The 5,819-nt window shown below is 52.1% G+C and carries 6 protein-coding genes; 4 read left to right on the forward strand and 2 right to left on the reverse strand.

Going from position 1 to position 5,819, the window contains the following annotated elements:
• The first annotated feature begins 345 nt into the window (after window positions 1–345).
• Together AUK29_08360 and AUK29_08365 are read left to right on the forward strand one after the other, a co-directional pair.
• Window positions 346–771 carry a hypothetical protein gene (locus tag AUK29_08360; protein ID OIP62481.1) on the forward strand — a complete coding sequence of 142 codons (426 nt, stop codon included), beginning with the start codon at window positions 346–348 and terminating at the stop codon, window positions 769–771.
• Window positions 772–1,036: 265 nt separating this feature from the next.
• A complete protein-coding gene (locus AUK29_08365) occupies window positions 1,037–1,714 on the forward strand; it encodes a hypothetical protein (protein OIP62482.1) in 678 nt (225 codons plus the stop codon).
• Between the two features lie 174 nt (window positions 1,715–1,888).
• Here AUK29_08365 and AUK29_08370 read toward each other — a convergent pair whose 3' ends face one another.
• Both AUK29_08370 and AUK29_08375 read right to left on the reverse strand, forming a co-directional pair.
• The gene (locus AUK29_08370; protein OIP62483.1) at window positions 1,889–2,074 is read right to left on the reverse strand and encodes a hypothetical protein; all 186 of its coding nucleotides are present in this window, start codon (window positions 2,072–2,074) and stop codon (window positions 1,889–1,891) included.
• Window positions 2,075–2,353: 279 nt separating this feature from the next.
• Complete coding sequence (locus AUK29_08375) at window positions 2,354–3,544, reverse strand: hypothetical protein (GenBank protein OIP62484.1); 1,191 nt, start codon at window positions 3,542–3,544, stop codon at window positions 2,354–2,356.
• A 155-nt stretch (window positions 3,545–3,699) separates the two neighbouring features.
• Between AUK29_08375 and AUK29_08380 the strand changes: the two genes are divergently transcribed.
• Window positions 3,700–4,524, forward strand: a complete 825-nt coding sequence (locus tag AUK29_08380; GenBank protein OIP62486.1) for a hypothetical protein — start codon at window positions 3,700–3,702, stop codon at window positions 4,522–4,524.
• Between the two features lie 125 nt (window positions 4,525–4,649).
• The gene (locus AUK29_08385) at window positions 4,650–5,447 is read left to right on the forward strand and encodes an AmmeMemoRadiSam system protein B (GenBank protein OIP62485.1); all 798 of its coding nucleotides are present in this window, start codon (window positions 4,650–4,652) and stop codon (window positions 5,445–5,447) included.
• Window positions 5,448–5,819: the final 372 nt, after the last annotated feature.

Raw genomic sequence — 5,819 nt, forward strand, 5'->3', positions numbered from 1 at the left:
GGTTCGAGGATTCAAGAACCTATAGAGATCCAGGGTTCAAGGATTCAAGTGGTTTTTTGATTTCTGTTACCTTTCAGTTTTTTCTATGCTTTTCACTTGGACCCTAAGCCCCTTAACCCCTCGGACCCTTGAGTTTTTAAAAAGCACTTCACTTGACCCCTGGAATCCTTGACCCCTTGACCCCTGATGTTTTCACCCACTCTTTTGGAGATGATCCTAAAATGCATTTTAATGGGTCTTCCCTCTCTTTTTTCCATTGACAAGATGATTTTTTTTTCTATAATTCAGATAATCATTTATTTGATGGGGGTATTGCATCTAAAATTTTTTTAAAGGGAGGCTTCAATGGCTGCTAAGAAGAAAATTACAAAGAAGGCTTCACCCAAGAAGAAAACTGCAAAGAAAGCCGCACCCAAGAAAAAAGTTGCAAAGAAAGCCGCACCCAAGAAGAAAACTGCAAAGAAGGCCGCACCCAAGAAAAAAGTTGTAAAGAAAGCCGCACCCAAGAAGACGAAACGCAAACCCAATGTTGCATTCATGAGACCGGTTCAACCTGACGGCGCACTCAGTGCCGTGGTTGGGTCAACGGCCATCCCGAGGACAGAGGTGACCAGAAAGTTATGGGATTACATCAAACGGAACGGCCTTCAGGACCGGATCAACCGGAGAATGATTAATGCGGATGATAAGCTCCGGACGATCTTTGGAGGAAAGAGCCAAGTCAGTATGTTTGAGATGACCAAACTGGTCTCAAGACATATCGGCGCCTGAATGAATCCGTTGCTCCCTTGATCTTCTCTCGAAAGGGAGAGATCAAGGGAGCATAAAAAAGCCGGGTTTTTACCTCGAAAACTCCCATCTTGTTGCCTAGGGTTTTCATAAGATTTGGTGTTTCCTTTTTTAGTTTGCGTTTCAGTCTTTCACTTGACCCCTCGACCCCTCCACCCCTCGACCCCTTTTACCCACTAAATGATAGAAGAACCTTATTTTTTATGTTACAGTAGGCCTGCATCATATCTCATGTCAGGGAGAGCGCGTGTCCAAGCTTTTTCTTTTCTACATTCTCATGCTGATCACCCGGAATTCGCTTCTTTCCCTCCTGATTGTCCTGGTTCTTTATTTTGTCCTGGACCGCCGGTATATCGGTCTGCTCCCGGATTTCTCGGCGCCCTTACGCACCCGCAGAGAGGTCTCAAGGCTTAAAAGAGAAGTCATGCTCAATCCCCACAATGCCGAGGCGCTGAGCGACCTTGGACGGGACCTGGTACGCATGAAACGGTATCGGGAGGGGGTGGAGTATCTCGGCCGGGCCCTGAATAGGATGTCAGATATTCCTGAAACACAGTTCTATCTCGGGGTAGGATATCTCTATCTCAAGGACCTGGATCGGGCAAAGAACCATCTTCAAAAGGCCGTTCAACTCGACCCTCGGTACCGGTACGGCGAGCCTTATCTTCGGATGGGGGATTATCATGTCGAAAGAAATGAACTGGATGAAGCCCTCAAATCCTATGAAGCCTTTACAGGAATTCATACCTCCAGCTCGGAAGGGTTTTTCAAGATCGGTGAGTTGCAGCTTAGAAAAGGGGACTCCGATAAGGCTAAGATATACTTCAGGAAGTCCATGCAGGCATTCCGGGGGTCCCCGGCGCATAAAAAAAGGATTGACCGGCCATGGTATTGGAAGGCAAGGTTGAGGCTTTTGAGGCTGTAGATCCTGCTTATGATCGTATGGACGGGATGCGGACGTAAGGGGATTCCATTGCGCAGGCGGGCGGATTTTAATAAAAATAATCCCCCTTCTTTTAAATCTAAATGCCTATCACCCCTTCCCCGCCCCAAAAGAGGGTATGACATTCTTACGGGCAAAGGTTTGCACAAGCGATTCTCATGCAGCAACAACCGTCTTTTCCAGCCGGTCGAACAGACCCATCAGAATCATTTTCCGTTCTTTCAGATGATCCCGGAAATCCTTCTGATCGGTATCCCTGATCTCCATACTGAGTTCGGAAATCATGCAGGTCAGGGCCTCTTTGAGGAGCAGGACCTCTTCTCCAGTCATTTCAATCCTCATAAGATCATCCCCTTTCGTTCATTTGAAACCCCTTGGAATAAACCCCTTACGTCTCTAATTAATAGCACAAAACTCCTTTTTTGTCCAGAAGAGGATTACCCCGGGTGTGAGACAAATTTATAGGTAAATATTTCTCTGAAAGCGTCATTCCCCGACTCGATCGGGGAATCCACCCTTCGGCAGGCTCAGGGTGACAATTGTCATGGTGAGCTTGTCGAACCATGGATTGTCCGATCGGGGGACCGGACAATGACAACCATATTTAATCAAAGGTTGTCTTTACTCCATGGGGTCTGAAATCAGGGCGAGGACCCCGGATAAGGTGTGAAGGCAGTTGATCTTGCCTACGGGTGCGATCTCCCCATCGGAGAAGAAGCCGATCAGGGGCATGGTTCCAAAGTATTTCCGGATAAGATGGATTTTAAGAGGCATGGTCCTGCAGAGGGAGTCTCTCCTCCCGGCGTACTGGAAATAGAGCCCGAACCGGGGCGGACATGCAAGATGGGCCTGTGAAAGGTTTTCGAGCATCTCTTCGAATTCCTGGGCTGCCCTTGTTTCATCACGAACCACAAACGACAGGGGCTGGCCTTCAGTGACCGTCTCCGAGGTCAGAATGCTCCCGTCCGAAGGATCTATCCCTGTGATCTTGCGGACAATGTAGTTGCCGCTTTGGAGCTCGGTGCTGGACGGATCCACCGGAAGGCCGATCAACAGATTTCGCAGGGCAGAAGGGAGGTTCTCGGCTACGGGTTCCTGGATGAGCTGCAGCAGGTGCTCCAGCGCCGGGCGTCCGCGAAGCTCCTGTATCCGTCCCCCCATGGCACGGGTCACGAGCAGGGGGCCGCTGACCGGATGGCAGGCCTGGGCGATCCCGATGGCATGTGAAAATTCTCCGGTTAGATAGATCCCGGAGACGGAGCCGGATGCCGTATCATGGTCACCGATCTGGTAGGTCTGCTTCCGGCTTTCCTCTCCGGATGCACAGCCCCCGATCAGGGTGAGCGGTGAACCGCACTCTTCTTGAATGCTGTTCAGAAGTGCCGGAACATGAACCGAGTTGGGGTCCGGGAAAAGAATGAGCAGTTCGGATTTCTTCCTCATTTGCTTGGCAAACTCCCCGATGGCATGGCCTATCATGGAGTCTCTCTCAAAGAGGTTGCGGTAGAGAAAGGTGTATCCGGAAATCATGTTCGAGTGTACGGCCATCACGGCGATTCCTGGGCCGATCTCGATCTCTTCCTGATGGGTCAGGACACCGATCCCGCTGCAGCCCGTGATGCGGGAGGCCCCGGTTACGGTTTTGACCTCACGGATGATCTCGTCGAAATGGCCTGAGTGATGAGGGGTCGCAAAGACCAGCGCAAAGTCTGAGCGGATGATCCCAGCGCTGGACACGGCAAGGCTCCCGGCCTCTCTGGCGGCCTCTCGGGCATTCTCTTTTTTGGAACAACCGACCCCTGCCTCGATCATGTCAGATCCTTCTTATGATGGCATGAATACCATTAGACCATTTTCCACTTTTTCTGTCAAATTATCGGTAAAATCCTGCGGCTGTTTCAGGGGTCAAAATGGAGAAAAATTCTTCCCGGTTGACTTGGTCCGCTTTCCCGTGTATTTATAATTTAATGACGACTGATATTCTGATAGGCGATTTCCGGTGTATCCTTCTGGATGGCGGGACCTTCCGGGTGGATGGCGGGGCCATGTTCGGGGTGGCGCCCAAAGTCCTCTGGGAGAAGAAGGCCCGGCCTGATGCAAAGAACCGGGTCACGCTTTCCATGAATCCTCTCCTGATCCTGGCGCCCGGCCTCAGGATCCTTGTGGATCCCGGCATTGGGGAGCGGGAAGCGGGGAAGTTTGGGGAGCATTATGCCGTTCTCAATGCAGGAAATCTGGAACAGGAGCTTGCCCGATCCGGTGTGAGGCCGGAGGAAATCGATATCGTGATCAACACTCACCTCCATTGGGATCATTCAGGAGCCGGCATCCGCCTCCTTTCAGACGGAGGGCTTGTCCCGATGTTTCCGAATGCGGTCTATCTGGTACAGCAGGGCGAATGGGAGTCGGCCTGCCGGCCGGATGAATGGACCCGGGCGAGTTACGTCTTTCAGGGGGAACCTGTTTTGATCCGGACCGGGCAGATGGAACTGCTTCACGGAGAAGCCGAGATCGTGCCGGGAGTCCGGGTCATCAGGACGCCTGGGCATACCCCTTTTCACCAGTCCGTGCTCATCGAATCCGGGGGAGAGGCCCTGCTCTATGTCGGGGACCTGATTCCCATGGCGGCCCATATGCGCCTGCCTTATATCACCTCCCTGGATCAGGATCCGTCCCTGACCCTGAGGATCAAGAGGAGAATCCTCAAACAAGGAGGGGATATGGGATGGACGCTCGCCTTTTGCCATGAACCGGAGAAAGAGAAGAGGATCCTCCCCTGCAGGAAGGTATAAATTCGATTGTCAGAAATAAAATTCTGTGTTAATTTTGATCAATTCTTAAAAAGTCTGAAAGCTCCCTCTCCCTCGATGGGAGGGGATAAAGGATTTTTTTACGAAGCTTTTAAGAGGGTTGGCGAATGATCCGCAAACCGGCTGTCTCGGGCATGTTCTACGACTCGGACCCTGCCAGGCTCCGGAGGATGGTGCGGGGTTTTATCAAAGATGAGCCGAAAACCGAGGCCCTGGGTGTGATCGTTCCTCATGCGGGATATATCTATTCCGGGACCGTGGCCGGCGTGGTCTATTCCAGGATCACCCCGAGAGAGACCTATATCCTTCTCGGTCCGAATCATACCGGGCTGGGACCGGCCGCTTCGATGATGTGCCGCGGGGAATGGGAAACCCCGCTCGGCGCCATGAAGATTGATCAAAGACTGGCCTCCTCTCTTCTCGGGGGATCAGAACTTCTCGAAGAGGATACCCAGGCCCATCTTCGGGAACATTCCATCGAGGTTCAGCTTCCCTTTCTGCAGATTCTGGGCGGCGGGACCTTTATCCCAATCACGCTTATGGGGATCGATTACCAGGGCTGCGAGAAGGTCGCCTCCGCCATTGTTGAGGCGGTCAAGGCGTGCGACCGGCCCGTGCTCATCGTGGCCTCTTCGGACATGACTCATTTTGAGAGCCGGGAGTCGGCCGAGCGCAAAGACCGTCTGGCCCTTGACAGGGTGGAGGCACTGGACCCCGAAGGGTTTTATGAAACCGTCCGGCGCTACAGGATCAGCATGTGCGGCTATATTCCTGCCACGATCATGTTGATCGCAGCCAAAGCGCTGGGAGCGGCCCGCGCTGCGGTGGTCCGGTACGCCACCTCCGGGGATGTGACCGGAGACATGGATCAGGTGGTGGGGTATGCAGGTGTGATCGTGGAGTAGAATAAGCGTTCAAACCGTTCCAAAAGAGTGGGTGAAAACATAAGGGTTACGCTGCGCGTGCCCCGCTGTTCTCTATATTTGCCGGGGCATCTTGGGGTCAAGGGGTCAAGGATTCCAGGGGTCAAGTGAAGTGCTAAAATCATAAGGGGCCTAGGATTATAGGGTCCAAGGGTTCCAGTGTTTTTCTCTGAAGATTTTGCTTGCGTTTCAGTATCTCACTTGAACCCTTGACCCCTCGACCCCTGGAACCCTATGGATCTTCAACCCTCGAACCCTTTTTACCCACTCGATGGGAGAAGAACCGTAATAAAAGACCTCCTCCAAGGTGATTCGGGATAGACAAAATTCTTGTTGACGATCTTCTAAAACATG

It is taken from the genome of Nitrospirae bacterium CG2_30_53_67, from assembly GCA_001873285.1.
Classification (GTDB): Bacteria; CG2-30-53-67; CG2-30-53-67; order CG2-30-53-67; family CG2-30-53-67; genus CG2-30-53-67.